Origin of the sequence: Bifidobacterium ruminantium DSM 6489 (assembly GCF_000770925.1) — a bacterium.
GTDB classification, from domain to species: domain Bacteria; phylum Actinomycetota; class Actinomycetes; order Actinomycetales; family Bifidobacteriaceae; genus Bifidobacterium; species Bifidobacterium ruminantium.
On sequence record NZ_JDTK01000003.1, the window covers coordinates 139,310 to 160,398 of the forward strand.

A 21,089-nucleotide genomic window follows, 5' to 3' on the forward strand; every position below is an offset into this window, starting at 1 on the left:
TCCGTTCCAACTGTCTCACTCGCTCGCCACGGCGTCAAGCACGGGCTGTTTCAACGCGCGGGAGGCGGGGGAGATGCTGGAGACCAGGCCCACCACGATTGAAAGCAGCAGGAACACCAGAAGCTGCTGCCAAGGAATGGCCAACGTCTCCAATCCCTTGGCAGCGTAGACCGCTCGGATCACCACGCCCGCCGAGACGCCGACGACAAGTCCCATCACCGTGCCGAACACGGAGATGATCGCCGCTTCGATGCCCAGCATGCCGCGCACCTGTCCACGGGATGTGCCGATGGCTCGCAGAAGGCCGATCTCCTTGGTGCGTTCCGAAACGCTCAACGCCAAAGTGTTGACGATGCCGAAGATCGCGATGATGATCGACAGCGCCAGCAGCGCGTACAGGACCATGAGCATCTGGTTGATCATCGAGCTCATGGTGGATTTGTACTCGTCTCGATCGAACACGGAGATCGTGTAGTACTTCTTGACGGCCTTCTTGATGGCTTTCTTCACCTGGGTCGTGTCGGATCCCCTCCTGTCGGTGACATAGGCCTGCATGACGAACATGGTCTGCTTGTTGCCGATCTGTTCGGCCAGGTCGTCGTTGATGATCGCGAAATCGCGGTACACGGAATTCGACACGATCGCGCCGATGGTCAATGTCTTCTTGGTATTGACCTTCTTCGTTTTGACCAGCGTCTTCGGGTCGACGTTCTTGGCCTTGTCCGTGTATTGCTCGATCTCCTTGGCTTTGGCCTGCGCTCCAGCCATATCGCCGGAGGCTGCCATCTGCTGGGCCTGCGTCTGCAGCTCCTGCGCATGCGCCTTCACCTTGGCTTGGTAATCGGCCTGCGCCTTGGCGGTGGCCTGTTCGTCGACCACCGTGTTCTCGGCGGTGACCTTGACCTTCTGCCCCACATGCCATCCGCGGTCGTCCGCGATGGTCTTGCCGACAAGCAGCTTGCCGTCCTTCAACGCGGACACGGCGTCGCCTTCGGTGGTTTCGGCGGCGAATATCTTGGTGAACAGCTCCGGCTGTGTCGCGAACGTGAACCCGGAAACGGACTTGCCGTCGTATTTCACGCCAAGCACCACACGGTTCGACACCACATGTTTGACGCCGTCGACGTTTTCGATGTCCTTGATCGCCTGGTCGGGAATCCGTCCGCCCGATGCCGACGATATGGCGAAATCGGCTTTGAGACCGGTGTCGATCAGCGAATTGACCGACGCCTTCGCCGACGTGGCCACCACGCCCAGACAGCTCACGATCGCCACGCCCACGAACAGCGCGGCCGCGGTGTTGGACGTGCGCCTCTTCGACCGGGAGATGTTGCGCTGGGCGAGACGTCCCGTCACCGTGAAGATCTTCGACGGCAGCCAGCCAAGTATCGTTCCTGCGGTGGATACGTATGCCGGTCCCGCTACGATCACTCCAATCACTGCCAATGCGGCGCCAATACCGAGCGGCCAACCGACAGCGATATCGTTGATCATTTTCCACGGTGTCGGTCCATTGCCATCCGCGGAAGCCAGCACATAGGTGAATGCCCAGCTGAGGAAACCCAACGCCACCATGGTGGTGCCGATGATGCCACGCATGTGGACTGGTTTCTCCGGATTGACGGTTTCGTTCATTGCCTGAATCGGAGGAGCAAGCGCCGCGTTGCGTGCCGGCAGCGCCGCTCCAATCAGCGTCACCACGAGTCCGACCAGCAGTCCGATGAGCATGTCGGAGACGGATGGGTCGGTGGCTCCCGTCAATGGCATTCCCATGTTCGATAGGCCCGATGCGATGAGTTTGACCATGCCCCAGCCGAGCGCGATGCCCGCGGCCGAACCGACCAGACCCAGCAGCACCGCCTGCACGATCACCGTGGTGAACACCTGCAGGGGGGAGGCGCCGATGGAACGCAGCAGCGCGTAACCACGCATCGATTCACGCACGATCATCGAGAAGGTGTTGGCGATGATGAACGAGCCCACGAACAGCGCGATCACCGCGAAGATGAGGATCAGCGGCTGGACGAAGCCGAGCGCGTCCTGCGTGGATTTGGTGGATTCGTCACGGTACGCGTCGCCGGTGATGGCATGGGCCTTCGCCGATTTCGGCAGTTTTCTGTTGATGCGGTCGGACAGCTGTTGCTGTTGTTCGGCGGTCAACGGCGTGGTGTTGTTGCCGTAGACGCTGATGAGGGACGCCTTGTCGGGGTCGTCGGACTGCTGGTTCGTTTCCTCCTTGGCCGTGGCCGGGTCGATGGCGATGATGATTGCGCCAGCCTGGCTGGCATCGGTGGTGAAGATACCGCTGACGGTCACGTCGCGCGCCCCGTCAGGGTAGACGATTTTCGTTTTGTCGCCGACCTTCAGCTTCGACTGTTCGGCGGCGAAGGAATGCAAGGCGATCTCATCGCCGTTCTTAGGCCAGGTTCCGGCGGTGAATTTCGCGGACCGCCAAGGCTCCGACTTGCCCATGCCCATGGCCAGTGTCGGAGAGCCAACTGTGGTGACTGCGTCGCCGTGCTTGTCGAGAAGCACCACACCGGACAGTCCGTATATCACGTGCGCCGAGGAGACGCCGTCGATTTTGGCTATGTCGTCCGCCAGATCGGTGTCGATGGTGTTGTAGCTTTTCGTGGAACCCATGGACATCGCCGATGAGTTCTTCTTCTCCTGCGATCCACGTACGTACACGTCGTGGTCCGCATTGGTGGACATCATCTGCGAAACCTGGTTGTCGAGCATTTCGCGGAAGCAGAACGAGCCGACTACGAAACTCACGCCGAGCGCAATGGCCACGATCGACATGATGAAACGGCCGAAATGGCTGCGCGCGTCGCGCAATCCTATACGAATCATGCTTGCGCGACCTCCGTTGCGGTCACGGAATCGATATTGTCCGCATCGTCATCATTGCCGGCGAATACTTCGAGAATCTCGTCGTACGTCGGATGCTGCATATCACGGGTGATATTGCCATCGGCGAGTACCAATACACGATCGGCGAAGGAGGCTGCGCGCGGGTCATGAGTGACCATGACGATTGACTGTCCATAGTCGCGCACTGAGTCGCGCAGGAAGCTGAGTACTTCGCGACTGGAACGGGAATCGAGATTGCCTGTCGGTTCGTCGGCAAAAATCACAGACGGACGTGCCATGATGGCTCGTGCGCAGGCCACACGCTGCTGCTGACCACCGGACAGCTGGCTGGGACGGTGGGAAAGACGCTTTTCCAATCCGACAACTTTGACCACTTGGTTGAACCAGTCGCGGTCGATCGGACGTTTGGCTATCTGCAACGGTAGCAGGATGTTTTCCTCGGCAGACAGTGTCGGCACCAGATTGAACGACTGAAAGATGAAGCCAATCTGTTCACGGCGCAGATCGGTCAGCTGCTTCTGGTTCATCGAGGAGACCTCGAGCCCCTCCACGATCACCCTGCCGGAAGAGGGGGTATCGAGCCCGGCCATGCAATGCATGAGCGTCGATTTGCCCGAGCCGGACGGGCCCATGATGGCGGTCATTTCGCCACGTCGGAACTCGACGTTCACGTGGTTCAATGCCGTTACTTCGTTGTCTTTGGAGCCATAGACCTTGGTCAGGTCGATGGCTCGGGCCACGATCCCATCGTCGGGGGTCTTGTCCGTCGTGTGCTGTGTGTCATGGAAGGTATGACGAGCCATGCTACCGCCTATTCCTAATGAATTTCTAATCAATGTAAGTCTATCAGTTCGGGGCATAATGGAAACGGATTTTCCCAAGACCATCGTCCTCGCAGTGCTCACAGTATTACGGATGATGTCTGATTCCATTGGCTGGAAGGTTGATGCGTCATGCGTTTCGAAGAGGCGTTGGACGGGTTCGACGCGTATCTGAGGGCCAATCGTGGGCTGAGCGAGAATACGCGCAAAGCGTATAGGAGCGATGTCAACGAATGCCTGTCCGCGCTGGAAAAGCATGGTTGCGAGGATTTGAACGAGGTCTCCATCGAGGATCTGCGCGTATGGCTGTCCGATTCCTCCAAAAACCATGCGCGCAGCAGTATGGCGCGTAAGACCGTGGCGGTTCGGGGGTTCTTCGCATGGGCTCATGACCATGGTGTGACGGCTGTCGATCCCGCGGCCATGCTGCGGACGCCGAAAATCCCCGACGTGCTTCCGGCTGTGCTGAACGAATCGCAGGCGGAGCGTCTGATGGAGCGTGTGGACGAGGATGGCGCGGAGGCGCTGTCGCAGGAACCGGACGCGAAGCGGCGGGCCGTTGAGCTGCGGGATGCGGCCATACTGGAATTGCTGTATGCCACCGGCATGCGTGTGGCGGAATTGGTCGGGCTTGACGTGGCTGACGTCGCGTTCGGCAACCGTACGGTGAAGGTCATGGGCAAGGGGAGCAAGCAGCGCGTCATGCCGTTCGGTGCGCCGGCGGACAGGGCGTTGCGCGCTTGGTTGGAGCATGGGCGTCCGGCATTGGTCGGAAAAGGTTCCGCCGAAGCGCTTTTCCTGGGATTGCGGGGCGGTCGGATCGGCCAGCGTATGGTGCGTGAGGTGGTGCACGACAGGGCCAGGGAAGCGGGCGTTCCGGATATCGCCCCCCATGCGTTGCGTCACAGCGCCGCGACCCACATGCTCGACGGCGGCGCCGACCTGCGTGAAGTGCAGGAGATGCTGGGGCATTCCTCGCTCAAGACCACGCAACGATACACGCATGTCTCCATCGAACAGCTGAAAGCGAGATACGGTCAGGCGTTCCCCCGAGCCTGAATATACCCCCTATAAACAGAGCGGGAGCGTCATTCCCTCATGGATCGGTATGTGGCAATTGTGTAAAGACCGTTGTTTAGACGGCAGTCTACAATGCCGAAAGTCTATATTGAGCGCACGAGCTCAAATACGTGGGTAAAGAAAATGTTGGTTTGAGTTTTGGCGTGTGGAACGCCGGGCAGTAGAGGGGATATATCGAGACGATATGTTGAAATTCATCGCTAAGCGCGCCGCGAACTACGTCGTCATGCTGTACGTGGCCATCAGCTTCACGTACTTTATGGCGTCGGCGTTCATGACGCCACGTTCGAACTACGAATCGCGTACGCCGAGGCCGCCGCAGGCTTCCATCGAGCGCACCCTCGATCTGGCCAACATCAACGACCACACCTCGGTGTTCGTCCGCTACTGGCATTGGCTGACGAACATCGTGACCAAGTGGGATTGGGGTCTGTCCCCATCCCTCGAGTCCGTCAACAAGGCGCTGGCGCCCCGTATCCTCGCGTCCACCGAGCTGGTGACGCTGTCCACGGTGCTGTCCATCGTGCTTGGCGTGGCGCTGGGCATCTACACGGCGCAGCGGCAGTACCACTGGCAGGATCGTCTGTTCAGCACGCTCGCCACGTTCTTCCTGGTCATTCCGTCCGCGGTGCTGGCTCTGATGATCGTGCTCATCGCCATCACCGTCAATGACGCCGCCGGCTTCCGCATCTTCTACGTGACCGGACTGTCCAGTTATTCGGGTGACAATCTGCTATTACGATTCGGAGATTTCCTGCAACATATCATCCTTCCCACGATCTCCCTGACGTTGCTGGGCATGGTCAGCTACCATCTGACGCAGCGCACGTATCTGCTTGACGAGATGCATGCCGATTACGTGCGCACCGCACGTTCCAAGGGTCTGACCCGCAAGCAGGCGATCCGTCGCCATGCGCTGCGCGCCTCGCTGATCCCGACCGGCGTGAACGTCGCGTTCTCCATAGCGTCGGTCTTCACCGGAGCGGTGATCACCGAATCCATCTTCGCCATCAACGGTCTGGGACGCTATTTCATCACCGCCATCAACAACAACGACATCAACGCGTCCGTTGCAATCGCGGCGTTCGGCGGCGCATGCACGTTGGTCGGCGCGCTGCTCGCCGACATCTTCTCGGCATGGCTCGATCCGCGTATCAAAATGAGCTGACAGGAGGGAGAAACAATGACTGAGAACAACACCGTTTCCAACGATTCCTCCACTACCGCAGAATCCGGCGGGGAAGTCAAGCACCTCAGCTACGGCACTTTGATCGCCCGTCGTTTCTTCCGTCAGAAATCCGCGGTGGCCGGCGTGGTCATCTTCATCCTGCTGCTGCTGTTCGCCTTGTTCGGCGGCAAGATCTGCAAATGGTCGTATGACGACCCCGATTTCATGTCGATCTCGGAGCCTCCGAGCGCGGAACACTGGCTCGGCACCGATCCAGGCGGACTCGACCTGTTCGCCCTGATCTCGCATGGCCTGGGCAAGTCCATGCTCATCGGCATCATCACCTCCGTGGCGACCATGACCATCGCCGCGCTGTACGGCACCGCGATCGCGTTCTTCGGAGGCTGGATCGAACGCGTCGGCATGTGGATCCTCGACATGCTGCTGGTGATTCCGAGCTTCCTGCTGGTCGCCATGATCGTGCGCGCGGCCAATGCGAAGGCCGGTTGGATCTGGCTGATCATCGGCCTGACCGCGTTCGGCTGGGTCGGTTACGCGCGAATCATCCGAACCATGGCGCTTTCGTTGCGCGAACGCGACTACATCAAGGCGGCGCGCTTCATGGGCGTCGGATCGTTCAAGATCATCCTGCGCCATCTTGTGCCGAACCTCGCCTCCATGATCATCATCAACACCGTCCTTGGCGTGGTCAACGCTGTCGCTTCGGAAACCGCATTGTCGTACCTTGGCGTCGGCATCAAACTGCCTGACACCTCCTTGGGTCTGATTCTGCAGACGGGCGCCTCCACCACGCAGACCGCGCCGTGGATCGTGGTCTTCCCGTCCGTCGCATTGGTGCTGCTGACCTTCAGCATGCAGCTGATCGGCGACGGTCTGCGCGACGCCCTTGATCCGAATTCCGCCGCAAACGGGCAGGTGAATGCATGATGAACGCACATAAGAAGAACAAGCAGATGGACAGCATCCTCACCGAAGGCAACGGCGAGATCATCCACGACGACATTCTCGCCAACGAGCTGCGTGAGGCGCATGGACCGAAGGGCGCGCCTCAGGGCGATCCCATCATGCAGGTGCGCGACCTGCACGTGTCGTTCGCGACCGAAGCCGGCGTGTGCCGCGCCGTCCGCGGAGTGAATTTCGATTTGTGGCGCGGCCGCACGCTCGGCATCGTCGGCGAATCCGGTTCCGGAAAATCCGTGACGGCGCTGAGCCTTATCGGACTGCTCGACGACAACGCCAAGGTCGAAGGCTCCATCCGCATGAACGGCGTCGAATTGATCGGCCGGAGCGACGAGGAGATGAGCACCATCCGCGGCGAGAACATCGCCATGGTGTTCCAGGATCCGCTGTCCGCGCTGACGCCGATGTTCACCATCGGTGACCAGATCGCCGAGAGCCTGCTGACTCACCATCCGGACATGCCGAAGGACAAGGTGCATGACCGTTGCGTCGAACTGCTGGGACTGGTGGGCATCCCGCAGCCTGAGGAACGTCTGAAGAGCTTCCCCCACGAATTCTCCGGCGGCATGCGCCAGCGCGTCATGATCGCCATCGCCATCGCCAACGAGCCAGACGTGATCATCGCCGACGAGCCGACCACCGCGTTGGATGTGACCATCCAGGCGCAGATCCTCGAAGTGCTCGCCAAGGCGCAGAAGGAGACCGGCGCGGCCGTGGTGCTCATCACGCACGATCTTGGTGTGGTGGCGGGCGCTGCCGACGACATCCTGGTCATGTACGCCGGTCGTCCAGTGGAACGCGCCAGCATCGATGACCTGTTCGAGAAGCCGTCCATGCCCTATACGATGGGCCTGCTGGGCGCGGTGCCGAAGCCGCATGTGGCCGCCAACCAGCGTCTCGTGCCGATTCAGGGCAATCCGCCGTCCCTGGTGGACATTCCGTCCGGTTGCCCGTTCTCTCCGCGTTGTCCTCTGGCCACGCCCGAATGCAGCCTCGAAGAGCCCAACCTCGAACCAGTGGATGACAGCCAAGGCCATCTCGCCTCCTGCAGGCGTCTGAAGGAGATCGTAGACAAGGACCTCAAATACACGGACGTGTTCCCCATTCCGGATGCGGTGCGTCCGCAGTGGGCCGAGATGCCACGCGACCAGCGGCCGGTGACGTTGGACGTCGAGCATCTGGTCAAGCACTTCCCGCTGAAGGGCGGCGGCATGTTCCGCCGCACAGTGGGCAAGGTCGCCGCAGTGGACGATGTGACTTTCTCCATCCGGCAGGGCGAGACCCTGGCATTGGTCGGCGAATCCGGCTCCGGCAAATCGACCACGTTGATGGAGATTATGAATCTCATGAAGCCCGAGGCGGGCCGCATCACCGTGCTCGGCCACGATCTGGCCGAAATCAAGAACCGTGCGGAACGCAAGGAGCTGCGCAAGGACCTGCAGATCATCTTCCAGGATCCGATGAGCTCCCTCGATCCGCGCATGCCGATCTACGACGTGCTCGCCGAACCACTGCGCGCGCAGCATTGGAACAAGGACGACATCAACCACCGGGTCGGCGAGCTGATGGAACTGGTCGGGCTGAATCCCGACTATGTGGACCGCTTCCCGTCCCAGTTCTCGGGCGGTCAGCGTCAGCGCATCTCCATCGCACGAGCATTGGCCACCGATCCGAAGGTGCTGTTGCTCGACGAGCCGATCGCCTCGTTGGATGTGTCCATTCAGGCGGGCGTCATCAACCTGCTTGAGGACCTGCAGGCCAAGCTGAAGATCTCCTACCTGTTCGTGGCGCATGATCTGGCGGTGATCCGCCATATCTCCGACCGCGTGGCCGTCATGTACCTTGGACAGGTCGTGGAGCTCGGCGAAACGCAGGAGGTGTTCACGCATCCGCGTCACCCCTACACCAAGGCGTTGCTGTCCGCGATTCCGGTTCCGGATCCGAAGATCGAACGCACGCGAAGCCGCATCATCCTGTCCGGAGACATGCCAAGTCCGGCGGAGAACTTCGCCGGATGCCGCTTCGCCTCGCGTTGCCCGATTAAACCGACATTGAGCGAGGAGCAGCGCAAGATGTGCGAATCCAAGCGACCGGTATTGACGGGTGACGAGCTCAACGACACGCAATTCGCCTGCCACTTCCCATTGGATGTGGACGAGGCCGCGTTCTGAGAGAGCGATCCGTTTATCTATAAATGCTTTTCCGTTTCGCCCTGCTATGATGCCGGGTGAAACGGTGGTTGCCGTGGATGCGTCAAACGTCCATATTCCAACAAAACACAGGGCGGCGAAGGCAACGAGAGCCGTCGGAGGAGAGGATAACCATGCATATGAATATGCATAAGGCAATCGCCATGGTCGCATCGTTGGCAGCGGTGGTCTCCATGGCCGCTTGCGGTGGCAGCAATGCCAGCAGCGAGTCGACTTACAAGACCGAGCCGCAGGAAGGCACCCCGACCAGCTACAAGGGCACCCTGCCGATGCCGGAAGCCAACAAGGCCTACAACAACCCGCAGGATCGTTCCAAGCTCAAGCAGGGCGGCACCCTGACCATGCCGATCACCGAGATCGGCCCGGACTGGAATTCCTTCAGCGCCAACGGCAACACCACGTACATGATGGGCATGTGGCATCTGTACATGCCGTTCCTGTGGGACTACTCCGTCGACGGTTCTACCGCCACCCCGAACAAGAACTACCTGTCCGACGTGAAGCTCACCTCCACCGATCCGGAGACCGTGACCTACACCATCAACGACAAGGCCCAGTGGAATGACGGCACCCCGATCACGTGGAAGGACTTCTACTCCACCTGGCAGGTGAACAACGGCAAGTCCTCCGACCTGACCCCGGCCATCACCTTCGGCTATGAGAACATCAAGAGCGTCGAGAAGGGCTCCTCCGACAGGCAGGCCGTCGTGACCTTCGACAAGGCCGTCTACCCGTACCAGGCCATCTTCCAGACCCTGTACCCGGCCCAGGCCTTCGACGAGAACGATCCTTCCAAGACCGCCGACACCTTCACCAAGGGTTGGCAGAACGACCCGCACTCCGACAAGTGGGGCGCCGGTCCGTACAAGGTCTCCAAGGTCTCCGACTCCGAAGTCGACTTCGTGCCGAACTCCAACTGGTGGGGCGACAAGCCGCTGCTTGACAAGATCATCGTCAAGCAGATGGAGGATTCCGCCATGGTCAACGCCTTCAAGAACGGTGAGATCGACATCACCGAAGGCAATCTGACTTCTGATTCCCTCGCCACCGTCAAGACCGTGAAGGACGCGTACATCCGCCGCAGCTACGATTCCGGCGTGGCCACCTACACCATCAACACCAAGGCCGAAGATACGAAGGATCTGGCCGTGCGCAAGGCGTTCGTCCAGGCCGTGGACCGTGGCCAGATCTCCAAGATGGCGTTCAAGGGCCTCGATTGGAACGAGAAGATCCCGGGCTCCGTGATCCTGCCGCAGTTCCAGAACGGCTATGAGGACAACATGCCGAAGGACTCCGGATACTCCGTGGCCAACGCCAAGAAGACCCTGGAGAAGGCCGGATACAAGATGGGCTCCGACGGCTACTACGCCAAGGGCGGCAAGACCGTTCAGATCACCTACACCACGTTCTCCGACAACGCCGGCACCAAGGCTCGCGCCCAGGCCATGCAGAAAATGGCCAAGGACGCCGGCATCAAGGTGAACATCGACATCAAGGCCTCCAACCAGTTCTCCACCACCGTGTCCTCCGGCAACTGGGATGTCATCGGCCTGGGCTGGGGCGCCACCGATCCGTTCGGCTACTCCTCCAGCTCCTACCAGATCTACGGTTCCGACTCCGACTCCAACTTCGGCTACATCGGGTCCAAGAGCATCGATGAGAAGCTCAAGAAGGTCACCACCACCGAGGACACCAAGGCGGCCATCAAGCTGTTCAACGAAGCCGAGAAGGAATACATGGAGAACTACGCCCAGATCCCGCTGTTCAACGGCGTGCTCATCTACGGTGTGAAGAAGGGCCTGGCCAACATGGGTCCTGCAGGCTACTCCGCAGAGTCCAGCCGTACCGGCATCCCGGTGCATTCCGAGAACATCGGCTGGGAGAAGTGATTCTTCTCACAACCCATTGAAAACCTCCCTCCTTCGAGGGAGGTTTTCCCATATTCGGGCTAGGGTAAGGCGTTATGACGATCACGATCACGACTTCGAATGTGAATGGAATCCGGGCGGCGAAACGCAAAGGCATCGAACAATGGGCGGCGAAGAACACGCCGGACGTGTGGTGCATGCAGGAGGTACGCGCCCCGCAAAACGAAATCGACCCCATCTTCGACGAATTCGGTTTCGAATACGCGGCCGCCGGCCGTATCGACGACCAAAGCGGACTCGATCGCATGAACGAGATCTGCCGTATCAAGGGACGTGCCGGCGTCGGCCTGCTGTCGGCGTTGCCGGTCATCGACAAACGTTACGGTCTGCCGGGACTTGAGGAGGACGTCGATTCCGGACGGTGGATCGAGGCGGACATTAAAACCCCGCAGGGCTATGTCATCACCGTCGTATGCGTGTACGTGCATGCGGGCAACACCGACGATCCACAGAAAATGGAACAGAAATACCGTTTCCTCGACACCATGCTGGTGCGCATGGGGCAGCTGCGCGACGAAGCGGCGCACGGCGGACGGCAAGCGGTATTGTGCGGCGATTTCAACATCGCGCACACGCCGCTTGACATCAAGAACGCGAAAGCCAACGAGAAGCACGCCGGCTTCCTGCCCGAGGAACGCGCCTACGTGGACAAATGGCTGGGGGAGTTGGAATTCGTGGATGTGATGCGTTCCCTGTGCGGAGACATCCAAGGACCGTACACCTGGTGGAGCCAGCGGGGCCGCGCCTTCGACAACAACGTCGGCTGGAGGATCGACTACCAGTTCGCCACACCTGAACTCGCCGAAACGGCCCGCGGATTCGTCATCGACAAGGCGCCGACCTACGATTCGCGCTGGTCGGATCATGCGCCGCTGAGCATCACCTACGACGTGTGAGCGGACGGGCCGGGATGCGTGCGTGGTACGTCACACCCCGGTTCCCAGCCCATATTAAGCATGGGTGCTAGGCTAGTCACGGTTGCAATCGTAATGAAATGAGGAACATCATGGGACTGTTTGGATTCGGCAAGAAGAGGCATCAGAGCGAGGAAGCCGCTGAAACCGTCGCCGAGGAGAACGACAAGGTCGACGGGACGTCCACCGGAGAGACGGAGGCCGCCGCCACCGACGTTCGGGACATCGTCCTGCCGGAACCGTCCGACGAATATGTCGGCCGTGGTGACGAACGCGGTCCATGGGACGTCGACGACGAGAACGTGCCCGATTACGACGAATATCTCGACATGGGCGCCTACTATCTGCCGTTCCTGCAAGGCATCGAACTGCGCGTGAAAGCCAACCGCGCCACCCAGCAGGTGCTCGGCACCACCATCACCTACGGTTCTTCCAGTGTGGAGATCGAAGCCTTCGCGGCTCCGAAGACGCTCGGACTGTGGGATGATGTCCGCGCCGACCTGCTGGAGGCCAACAAGGACGCCAAGGAGACCGACGGCGTGTTCGGAACCGAGCTGACGCTGCCCGTCGTGGTCAAGGGCGGCCGCAAAGTGGTCACCCGAATCGTCGGCATCGACGGACCGCGATGGATGCTGCGAGGCATCTTCTCCGGCAAGGCCGCCACCGATCCGGACGGCGACGAAGCCAAGGCGCTGAACCAGCTCTTCTCCAACATCGTCGTGGAGCGCGGCGAGGATCCGCTCGCTCCGCGCGACCTCATCCCGATGCACCCGCCGGTCGCCCCCGCCGAACGCAAGGCCGCCAAGGAGGCCGCCGCAGCTGAAGACGCGGACAAGAAGATGGACATTCCGGGTCAGCCGAAGGGACCATTCGACTCCGACCAGCAGGTGGAGGTCAAAACCACGCTGTCTCGTGGACCGATGTTCTCCGAAGTGCGCTGACGGCGGCATCGACGGAATCGACAGCATGAGCGAAACCGAAACCAAGAAACGCACCGGCATCGGCGCGCTTGCCGACGCCGGCGGCACTGACGACTTCTCCGTGATCGACGCCATCGGTGGTCCGCGCGGCGTTGTCGAATCGATGTTGCCGGGCGTGGTGTTCGTGGTGATGTTCGTCATCACATCCGATCTGCAGTTGACCATCGGCGTATCCGCAGCGCTTGCCGTGTTGCAGGTGATTATCCGTCTGTGTCAGAGGCAATCCGTCATGGGAGCTGTCTCCGGTCTGCTGGCCGTCGGCATCTGCTTGATTTGGGCATGGAACAGCCATGAGGCGCGCAACTACTACATGTTCGGCTTCCTGACCAACGCCTTCTACATCGTGTTGCTCACGATTTCGTTGATTGCCCGGGTGCCGGGGCTTGGTCTGGTGATCGAATTCATCCGCACGTTGCCGACCGAGCATTTCCGCGCATGGCTCGCCGATTGGCGGGACGACCGGGCGCTGAACCGTGCGTACACAATCATCACCGCATTGTGGATAGGAGTGTTCTCCCTGCGATTGGTGGTGCAGGTGCCGCTGTATCTGGGCAATCACGTCGGTTGGCTTGGCACCGCGCGTCTGCTGATGGGGATTCCGTTCTGGGCTTTGGCGATCTGGGTGTCGTATCTGATCGTCGCCACCCCCATGCACCGGCATAAGACGATGGCCGCGGAATGGTCCGAAAGCATGCCGAAGGAAACATCCGAAACGGAGGAACGACACTGATGGAATCGACCATTCGCATCGAACGGTATGCAGATCAGGGCCGTTGCGTCGGCCATATCGATGGACGGGTCGTGTTCGTGCGATTCGCCTTGCCCGGCGAGTTGGTCCGTGTGGTGCTGGACGAGCCGCATGACCGCGAGGACCGTTTCTGGACGGGTGAGGTGTCGGAAGTGCTGGAGGCCAGTGACGACCGTGTCGACCCGGTCTGGCCGTTGGCTGGCCCGCTCGCCATGGGCGGTGGTGTCGGCGGCGCCGATCTGGTTCATGTGTCCCTTCCCGGCCAGTTGGAATGGAAGGCCGCATCCATCGCCGAGCAGATGAAAAGACTTGGCCATGTCGACATCGAAGTGCCGATCGAACGCATGCCCGAGGACGAGGCGGAACGGGGATTGCACTGGCGCACCCGCATCGAGATGATCGCCGACGACGAAGGCCGCCCATCCATGCGCAGGCGGGGAACCCACGTGCGTGTGCCCATCGATACCATGCCGTTGGCCAGCCGGGCGTTGCTTGAGGTGGCCGAAAAGGAGCATGTGTGGGACGGCGGCTTCACGCCCGGCTCCCAGATCCGTCTGGCGGTCCCCGAACCACGGGACGGCGCCGAAATCGCCGGAAACTATGCCGTTCTCGTCAACGGAGAGGTGACGTCGGGCGATCGTGAGCTTGTCGAAAAGGTCATGGTCTGCGGACGCGAATTCGAATACGGCGTGGACTCGGGCGGATTCTGGCAGATGCACCGCCATGCGCCGATCGCATTGACCAACCACGTGATGTCCCTGGTCCGCGGCGAGCTTGACGGCGCTGCGTCCGCATGCCTGTGGGACCTGTATTCCGGCTCCGGTCTGTTCACGTTGCCGCTGGCCACGTTGAGCGCCGAACGCGTGCGCATGCTGAGCGTCGAAGGTGGGAAAACCGCGGTCAAACACGCACAGCGCAACCTCAGGGCCATCCACATGGGCAATGTCGACGCCCGCACGGGCGACGTCGCCAAAACGCTTGCCAACGTGCGCAACGACCTGTCCAAACCGGATGTCGTGGTGCTTGATCCGCCACGCGCCGGCGCACGTGCGAAGGTGTGCGGCCAGATCGCTGAATCCGGTGCACGTGCCGTCGTGTACATCGCCTGCGATCCGGCCTCGCTGGCACGCGACACCGCCACGCTGACACGACTCGGGTATGCTCTAGCCGACATTCGGGCCTTCGATATCTACCCGTCCACCCATCATGTCGAGACGGTGGCTTTGTTCCGGAAAGACGTGCGGTGACCGGTTCCGTGAGACGTGCGGCCGCCGGTCTCATCGCTGCCGCCTGCATCGCTTCCACACTGTCCGCCTGCACGCCGTACAACGCGGCGGTGGGGGACACGCAATCCGCCGATGACGCGGTCGCCCACGTCATGAAGGATTGCAACAGCCTCAATGTGGCGATGGTCGGATCGCAGGATGTCCAAGCCGACCGCATGGCCATGGATGCTTTGAAGACGGGCGGTCTCAAACCGATCTACCTGCCCGTCTCCGGAACCGTTGACGCGCAGGACACCGCCCAACAGGGTGTCAAGGACATGACGCAGCGCATGGCCGACATCATCGTCATCGCGGGAATCGACGTGTCCGGCGCGAACCACGACGGCTGGTACGAAACGCTGGACGCGCCAAGACAGGCCGGCATACCGGTCGTGCTGCTCGATCCCATCTCCGTACCGACCGACGACACGTTGTTCGCGGCTACGCTCAAAACCAACGATCGCATGACGGACGCCAAGCCGCTTGCCGACGCGGTGGCGGCCATCGCCAACAACGATCCGCACGACCGGGAGATCATCGTCAGCACAGTGGAACGCAAAACCCGCGAATAATCGGTATGCGCGGAATCCGTCCCTTCTGATTCCGTCGCTTCGCCGATCGTTGCTGACCGTGGTGCTGGGTGTTCCCTGAAAAAACCCTGAATTTTGCCGGAGCGTTACACGAAAACCCCATAGGTGTGGAAGCCAAGGCGGTAGGCTGGCAACATGAGTGAAAGCCAATCCATGCCTGAGACCGGCGAAAAGGGACTCACCGCTGCGGAAGTCGCCGCCCTTACGGAAAGCGGGCAGACCAACGCCGTCAAATCCTCCACCTCACGTTCGCTCGCCGACATCGTGCGGGCCAACGTCTTCACTCTATTCAACGGCATCATCTTCGCCGCCATGGTCATGGTGCTCATCACCGGTTCGTGGAAGGATGCCGTATTCGGCTTCGTCATACTCATCAACACCGGAATCGGCATCGTCACCGAATTGAAGGCCAAGCGTACGCTCGACAAGCTGTCGATTCTCGTCGCATCCGACTATCTGGTGCGACGAGACGGCGAAGACGTCGAGATTCCGCACAACGAGATCGTGCTTGGCGACCTCATGTGGATCCGCTCCGGCGAACAGGTGCCCGCCGATGCGCAAATCATACGCACATGGGGATTAGAACTTGACGAATCCATGCTCACCGGCGAATCGCGCACCGTCCGCAAAAACGAAGGCGATGACATCTACTCCGGTTCCACGGCGGTCTCCGGCATGGCCTTGGTGCGCGTCACGGCGGTCGGCGCCCACAGCTACGCCGCCACCCTGACCGCGCAGGCGAAGGTCTACAAGAAGACCGTCTCCGACATCAACAAGGGCATCAACACCATCCTCAAATTCATGACCTTCCTCGTCGTGCCGCTGTGCGTGCTGCTCATATGGTCGCAGGTGCACGCCGTCGGAGGCTGGAACGTCGCCGTCGCCACCGGGCAATGGCGTTCCGCGGTCGTGTCTGCGGTGGCCGGCGTGGTCGGCATGATCCCCGAAGGCCTCGTGCTGCTCACCTCGCTCAATTTTGCGCTCGCGGCCATCCGCCTGGCACGCAAAAACACGCTCGTGCAGGAGCTCGAATCCGTGGAGACCCTCGCGCGTGTGGACTGCCTGAACCTCGACAAAACCGGCACCGTCACCGATGGCGGCATCATGCTCAACGACGTGCGCATGCTGGACGGCTCCGACGCCGACACGGCAGCCGCGCACGCTGCAAAGCAGGCGTTGTACGACCTGTCGAATGAAGGCCAGCCGAACGGCACGGGGCAGGCGATTCTCGCCGGGCTCGGCGAACAGGGTTTCACGGCTGGCACTGTCAGAGAACGCGTGCCATTCTCGTCGGCCCGCAAATGGAGTTCGATTTTTGACGGGAACACGGTATGGACGATGGGCGCGCCGGAAGTCGTCATATCCCACCTGCAGGGCGATTACGCCGACGTCCTCAGGCAGGTCAACGACTTCGCCCACGACGGCAACCGCGTCCTGCTGATTGCACGGCATGACGGACCTGCTCCGGCCGATTACGAAAGCGATCCGGTGATAGACCCCGTTTCGCGGCCGGTCGCGCTGGTGCTGTGCTCCGAGCATATCCGAGACGATGCCGAGGCGACGCTCGCATGGTTCCGCGAGCAGGGCGTACGCTGCCGCATCATCTCCGGTGATAATCCCGTCACCGTAGGCGCGATCGCAAGGAAAGTGCGGCTTACCGGAGACTCGGAGCCACGTTTCATGGACGCGCGCGAATTGCCATCCGACATCACGGAGCTGGCGAGGACACTGGAGGATGTGGATGTGCTTGGCCGCGTACTGCCGGACCAGAAAAAGGCGATTGTCCAAGCGTTGCACTTGGGGGAGCATGTCGTGGCGATGACCGGCGACGGCGTGAACGACGCGCTCGCCATCAAGGAAGCCGATCTGGGCATCGCGATGGGCAACGCGGCCCCCGCCACCAAGGCCGTGGCGCAGGTGGTGCTCGTCGATTCGAAATTCTCGCATCTTCCCGACGTGGTGGCGCGTGGACGTCAGGTCATGGCCAACATGGAACGCGTGGCCAGCCTGTTCCTCGTCAAAACCGTGTATTCCGCGCTGATCTCGCTTGGCGTGGTCCTGACGCAGATTCCATTCCCGTATCTGCCTCGCCATATCACGTACATCGGCGCTTTGACCATCGGTATGCCGGCGTTCATTCTGGCGCTTGCGCCGAACACGCGCCGTTATATTCCGGGTTTTCTTGGACGAGTGGTGCGGTTCGCGTTGCCCGGAGGCGTGGCAACGGCGCTGGCGATTCTTGCCGATTCGTGGATTCTGCCGATGATCATGGGTTGGGACGTCCGCCGGTCCGCCGCGCAGCTGGGCATGCTCCGCGGAGTCAATGCGATCATCCTGCTGATGATGGGCATCTTCGTGCTGGCGCGTGTGGCCCGGCCGCTCAACTCGTGGAGAGGCGGCCTTGTGCTGGCGTTCGCGGCGACGGGCGTGGCGGGCATGTTCGTTCCGTTCGTGGCGAAATTCTTCGCGCTCGTGGTGCCGTCCGGCGAAATGCTCGCTGCGACGTTCGCAGCGCTTGCCTTGTCCGCCATCGTCTTCGTGCTGTGCCTATGGTGCGTTCCGAAAATGGTCGGTATTTTCTCACGTTTCAAGAAGACACGCCAGAGCTGAGACGATGTGGCGGTATCGTTGAAACGGATAATCGACTGTTGGAAAAGCAGTTCAAAGCAGCCATAAAGCTCGGAGGTAGCATGTCTGTGCGCGATGACCAGCTCGACACCCTGAAGGTGGGCGGCAAGGATTACGACTATTACCGTATCGCGGATTTGCCGGGCATCGATCATCTTCCGTATTCGTTGAAGGTTCTCGTCGAGAATCTGGTGCGCAACATCGATGGCGCCAACATTACGGATGATCATGTCAAGGCACTGTTGGATTGGGATCCGAACGCCCAGCCGAGCCACGAGATCCAGTTCACGCCGTCCCGCGTGGTCATGCAGGACTTCACCGGCGTGCCATGCATCGTCGATCTCGCCACTATGCGCGATGCAGTCAAGGAACTCGGGGGAGACCCGGAGGTCATCAACCCTCAGGTCCAGTCTGACATGGTGATCGACCACTCCGTACAGATCGACAAGTACGGCGTCGCCGACGCCGTCGAACAGAACATGGATATCGAATACCAGCGCAACGGCGAACGCTACCAGTTCCTGCGTTGGGGCCAGCAGGCCTTCCGAAACTTCCGCGTGGTGCCGCCGGGAACCGGCATCATCCACCAGGTCAACATCGAATACCTCGCCAAGGTCGTTATGACCAAGGCGGAGCAGAACGGTAACACCCTCGCGTACCTCGACTCCTGCGTCGGCACCGACTCGCACACCACCACCGTCAACGGTCTGGGCGTGCTCGGCTGGGGCGTGGGCGGCATCGAAGCCGAAGCCGCCATGCTCGGCCAGCCCATCTCCATGCTCGTGCCGCGCGTCGTCGGCTTCAAGCTCACCGGCTCCATCCCCGAAGGCGTCACCGCCACCGATGTGGTGCTCACCATCACCGACATGCTGCGCCAGCACGGCGTGGTCGGCAAGTTCGTCGAATTCTACGGCGAAGGCATCGCCTCCGTGCCGCTGGCCAACCGTGCGACCATCGGCAACATGGGTCCGGAATTCGGCTCCACCTGCGGCATCTTCCCAATCGACGGCGTTACGCTCGACTATCTGCGTCTGACCGGCCGTTCCGAAGAGCAGATTGCCCTCGTCGAAGCCTACGCCAAGGCCAATAAGCTGTGGGGCGACACCACTGACCCGAACTACGTGGAACCGCAGTATTCCGAATATCTCGAGCTCGACCTCGGCACTGTCGTGCCGTCCATCGCAGGCCCGAAGCGCCCGCAGGACCGCATCAAGCTGAGCGAATCCAAGACGAAGTTCGAAGCCACCCTGCTGGACTATGAGACCGACAAGACCGTGCAGAAGCCGGTCGCCGTCTCCACCGATTTCCGTGGCGACTTCGACATCAAGAACGGTGATGTGGCCATCGCATCCATCACCTCCTGCACCAACACCTCCAACCCGTCCGTCATGATCGCGGCCGGCCTCATCGCCCGCAACGCGCATGCCAAGGGACTCAAGCCCAAGCCGTGGGTCAAGACCTCACTTGCGCCGGGCTCCCAGGTTGTGGCCGACTACCTGAAGGCCGCCGGCCTGCAGGACGATCTCGACGCGCTCGGCTACCAGCTGGTCGGCTTCGGCTGCGCCACCTGCATCGGCAACTCCGGTCCGCTGCTGCCCGAAATCTCCGAAGCCATCAACGCCAACGACCTGACCGTCACCTCCGTGCTGAGCGGTAACCGCAACTTCGAAGGCCGCATCAGCCCCGACGTCAAGATGAACTATCTGGCATCCCCGCCGCTCGTCATCGCCTACGCACTCGCTGGCACCATGGACTTCGACTTCGAAACCCAGCCGCTTGGTAGGGACAACGAAGGCAACGACGTGTACTTGAAGGACATCTGGCCGACCAACGAGGAAGTCGAATCCGTGGTGAACGGTACCGTCAGCCGCGAAATGTTCCTCAAGGACTACGCCTCCGTATTCGAGGGCGACCGCCGTTGGAAGGGCCTCGACGTGCCGGAAGGCGAACTGTTCGCCTGGGACGAGAATTCCACCTACGTGCGTAAGCAGACCTTCTTCGACGGTATGAAAGCCACCCCGGATCCAGTTGAGGATATTCACGGCGCCCGTGTGCTTGCACTGCTCGGCGACTCCGTGACCACCGATCACATCTCTCCGGCAGGTGCGTTCAAGGCTTCCAGCCCGGCAGGCAAGTACCTGACCGATCGTGGTGTCGAACCGAAGAACTTCAACTCCTACGGTTCCCGTCGAGGCAACCATGAAGTCATGGTCCGTGGCACGTTCGGTAACATTCGTCTCAGGAATCAGCTGCTCGCCTCCGTCGGCGAAGAAATCACTCCTGGTGGCTTCACCTACGACTTCCTCGACAAGAAGCCGACCACGATTTTCGAAGCGTCCCGCGACTACATTGACCATGACGTGCCACTCGTCGTGCTCGCAGGCAAGGAATACGGCACCGGCTCCTCTCGTGACTGGGCCGCCAAGGGCACCGTCATGCTGGGTGTCAAAGCAGTCATCACCGAAAGCTTCGAACGTATCCACCGTTCCAACCTCATCGGCATGGGTGTGCTCCCGCTGCAGTTCCCCGAAGGTGAATCGTATGAAAGCCTTGGGCTGAACGGCACCGAAACCTATGACATCTCCGGAGTCGAAGCGCTCAACAGCGGCTCCACCCCGAAGACCGTCCACGTCACCGCCACCCACGATGACGGTTCCAAGACCGAATTCGACGCGGTCGTGCGCATCGATACCCCAGGCGAGGCCGACTACTACCGCAACGGAGGTATTCTCCAGTACGTCCTGCGCAACCTAATGAAATAGACAAAGACGGAGTGTCTTCGTCGTTGCTCCTCAGTCGGCGTACTGAGTACGCCTTCCTTCGGTGCGCCTAGAAGACACACGCGTCTTTGCCTATTTACTCCGCTGATCCGCTCGGTAGACCAGCGTGTGAGACGAGA

Annotated in this window: 14 protein-coding genes; 12 read left to right on the forward strand and 2 right to left on the reverse strand. The window is 60.9% G+C overall.

From position 1 onward, the window contains the following. Nucleotides 1-15: 15 nt before the first annotated feature. A complete protein-coding gene (locus OU26_RS02670) occupies nucleotides 16-2,856 on the reverse strand; it encodes an ABC transporter permease (protein WP_026646154.1) in 2,841 nt (946 codons plus the stop codon). Then, nucleotides 2,853-3,680 carry an ABC transporter ATP-binding protein gene (locus tag OU26_RS02675; RefSeq protein ID WP_026646153.1) on the reverse strand — a complete coding sequence of 276 codons (828 nt, stop codon included), beginning with the start codon at nucleotides 3,678-3,680 and terminating at the stop codon, nucleotides 2,853-2,855. Before OU26_RS02675 ends, OU26_RS02670 begins: the two co-directional genes overlap by 4 nt. A gap of 150 nt (nucleotides 3,681-3,830) precedes the next feature. Between OU26_RS02675 and OU26_RS02680 the strand changes: the two genes are divergently transcribed. From OU26_RS02680 to acnA, 12 genes are all read left to right on the forward strand, one after another. After that, nucleotides 3,831-4,757, forward strand: coding sequence for a tyrosine recombinase XerC (locus OU26_RS02680; protein ID WP_026646152.1), 927 nt, complete (start codon nucleotides 3,831-3,833; stop codon nucleotides 4,755-4,757). Nucleotides 4,758-4,962: 205 nt separating this feature from the next. Further along, on the forward strand, nucleotides 4,963-5,946 hold the full coding sequence (locus OU26_RS02685) for an ABC transporter permease (protein WP_026646151.1): 984 nt from the start codon (nucleotides 4,963-4,965) through the stop codon (nucleotides 5,944-5,946). 15 nt (nucleotides 5,947-5,961) lie between these two features. Further along, nucleotides 5,962-6,894, forward strand: coding sequence for an ABC transporter permease (locus OU26_RS02690; protein WP_026646150.1), 933 nt, complete (start codon nucleotides 5,962-5,964; stop codon nucleotides 6,892-6,894). A 137-nt stretch (nucleotides 6,895-7,031) separates the two neighbouring features. Then, complete coding sequence (locus OU26_RS02695; protein ID WP_237743758.1) at nucleotides 7,032-9,098, forward strand: ABC transporter ATP-binding protein; 2,067 nt, start codon at nucleotides 7,032-7,034, stop codon at nucleotides 9,096-9,098. Between the two features lie 152 nt (nucleotides 9,099-9,250). After that, entirely contained in the window at nucleotides 9,251-11,026 is a 1,776-nt protein-coding gene (locus OU26_RS02700) for an ABC transporter family substrate-binding protein (protein ID WP_051592903.1), read from the forward strand. A gap of 74 nt (nucleotides 11,027-11,100) precedes the next feature. Beyond that, complete coding sequence (locus OU26_RS02705) at nucleotides 11,101-11,961, forward strand: exodeoxyribonuclease III (RefSeq protein WP_026646147.1); 861 nt, start codon at nucleotides 11,101-11,103, stop codon at nucleotides 11,959-11,961. A 110-nt stretch (nucleotides 11,962-12,071) separates the two neighbouring features. Next, entirely contained in the window at nucleotides 12,072-12,920 is an 849-nt protein-coding gene (locus tag OU26_RS02710; protein ID WP_026646146.1) for a DUF3710 domain-containing protein, read from the forward strand. 25 nt (nucleotides 12,921-12,945) lie between these two features. Beyond that, a complete protein-coding gene (locus OU26_RS02715) occupies nucleotides 12,946-13,689 on the forward strand; it encodes a DUF3159 domain-containing protein (RefSeq protein ID WP_026646145.1) in 744 nt (247 codons plus the stop codon). Then, nucleotides 13,689-14,954 carry a class I SAM-dependent RNA methyltransferase gene (locus OU26_RS02720; protein WP_026646144.1) on the forward strand — a complete coding sequence of 422 codons (1,266 nt, stop codon included), beginning with the start codon at nucleotides 13,689-13,691 and terminating at the stop codon, nucleotides 14,952-14,954. The genes OU26_RS02715 and OU26_RS02720 overlap by 1 nt, the downstream gene beginning before the upstream one ends. After that, nucleotides 14,951-15,544, forward strand: coding sequence for a type 1 periplasmic-binding domain-containing protein (locus OU26_RS02725; protein ID WP_026646143.1), 594 nt, complete (start codon nucleotides 14,951-14,953; stop codon nucleotides 15,542-15,544). Before OU26_RS02720 ends, OU26_RS02725 begins: the two co-directional genes overlap by 4 nt. Nucleotides 15,545-15,697: 153 nt before the next feature. Further along, nucleotides 15,698-18,172, forward strand: a complete 2,475-nt coding sequence (locus OU26_RS02730; RefSeq protein WP_026646142.1) for an HAD-IC family P-type ATPase — start codon at nucleotides 15,698-15,700, stop codon at nucleotides 18,170-18,172. A gap of 80 nt (nucleotides 18,173-18,252) precedes the next feature. Further along, nucleotides 18,253-20,952 (forward strand): aconitate hydratase AcnA, encoded by a 2,700-nt coding sequence (gene acnA, locus OU26_RS02735; RefSeq protein WP_026646141.1) that lies wholly within the window; start codon nucleotides 18,253-18,255, stop codon nucleotides 20,950-20,952. Nucleotides 20,953-21,089 lie beyond the last annotated feature (137 nt).

Coding starts and splice junctions, on each gene's coding strand:
- OU26_RS02670 (WP_026646154.1), bottom strand. CDS start 2,856: ATGATTCGTATAGGATTGCGCGACGCGCGCAGCCATTTCGGCCGTTTC.
- OU26_RS02675 (WP_026646153.1), bottom strand. CDS start 3,680: ATGGCTCGTCATACCTTCCATGACACACAGCACACGACGGACAAGACC.
- OU26_RS02680 (WP_026646152.1), top strand. CDS start 3,831: ATGCGTTTCGAAGAGGCGTTGGACGGGTTCGACGCGTATCTGAGGGCC.
- OU26_RS02685 (WP_026646151.1), top strand. CDS start 4,963: ATGTTGAAATTCATCGCTAAGCGCGCCGCGAACTACGTCGTCATGCTG.
- OU26_RS02690 (WP_026646150.1), top strand. CDS start 5,962: ATGACTGAGAACAACACCGTTTCCAACGATTCCTCCACTACCGCAGAA.
- OU26_RS02695 (WP_237743758.1), top strand. CDS start 7,032: ATGCAGGTGCGCGACCTGCACGTGTCGTTCGCGACCGAAGCCGGCGTG.
- OU26_RS02700 (WP_051592903.1), top strand. CDS start 9,251: ATGCATATGAATATGCATAAGGCAATCGCCATGGTCGCATCGTTGGCA.
- OU26_RS02705 (WP_026646147.1), top strand. CDS start 11,101: ATGACGATCACGATCACGACTTCGAATGTGAATGGAATCCGGGCGGCG.
- OU26_RS02710 (WP_026646146.1), top strand. CDS start 12,072: ATGGGACTGTTTGGATTCGGCAAGAAGAGGCATCAGAGCGAGGAAGCC.
- OU26_RS02715 (WP_026646145.1), top strand. CDS start 12,946: ATGAGCGAAACCGAAACCAAGAAACGCACCGGCATCGGCGCGCTTGCC.
- OU26_RS02720 (WP_026646144.1), top strand. CDS start 13,689: ATGGAATCGACCATTCGCATCGAACGGTATGCAGATCAGGGCCGTTGC.
- OU26_RS02730 (WP_026646142.1), top strand. CDS start 15,698: ATGAGTGAAAGCCAATCCATGCCTGAGACCGGCGAAAAGGGACTCACC.
- acnA (WP_026646141.1), top strand. CDS start 18,253: ATGTCTGTGCGCGATGACCAGCTCGACACCCTGAAGGTGGGCGGCAAG.